Below are 578 nucleotides of genomic sequence, written 5' to 3' on the forward strand. Positions count from 1 at the left end.
CCGCTGGTGGGTGTGGTGGCTGCGACGCGTACGAGTTGCCATTGTTGGTTGGCGCCGCCCCAGTCGTCGTACTGGACGATGTTGGCGCCGTCCGCGGTGGAGGCGCCCTGGACCTCGAGGGCCTTGTTGCTGTTGCGGTTGATCAACCGTACGTGACCGTTGTCGGAGTCGGCGAGTCGCCATTGTTGGTTGGTGCCGTTCACGTCGGCCCATTGCACGACGCTGGCGCTGTTGGCGGTGGAGAAGTTGTAGACGTCGAGCACCTTGCCGGACAGGCGGGATTTGATCCGGTAGTACCCGTTGCCGGAGTCGACGAACTGCCACTGCTGGTTGGTGCCGTCGTTGCGGGTCCACTGAGCGATCCGGGCCCCATCGTTTGTGGCACGACCGTAGACGTCCACCGTCTTGCCGCTGTTGCGGTTCACCAACACATACCAGGCGTTGGTGTCCACCGTGGCCGCGGACGCGGGCCACGTACTCACCGCCACCATCCCACCGGCCGCGACGACGGACACCACACCAGCGACCAGCGCCCTACGCCAACCACTGCGCCGACGCACCGGCGGCGCCCCACTCGT

The 578-nt window shown here is 66.1% G+C and carries 1 protein-coding gene; it reads right to left on the bottom strand.

The window, feature by feature from the left end:
- The coding region (locus ABD191_RS29095) for an RICIN domain-containing protein (RefSeq protein WP_425560907.1) at window positions 1-578 on the bottom strand (578 nt) is incomplete at both ends.

The organism is Luedemannella helvata, from assembly GCF_039528415.1.
GTDB classification, from domain to species: domain Bacteria; phylum Actinomycetota; class Actinomycetes; order Mycobacteriales; family Micromonosporaceae; genus Luedemannella; species Luedemannella helvata.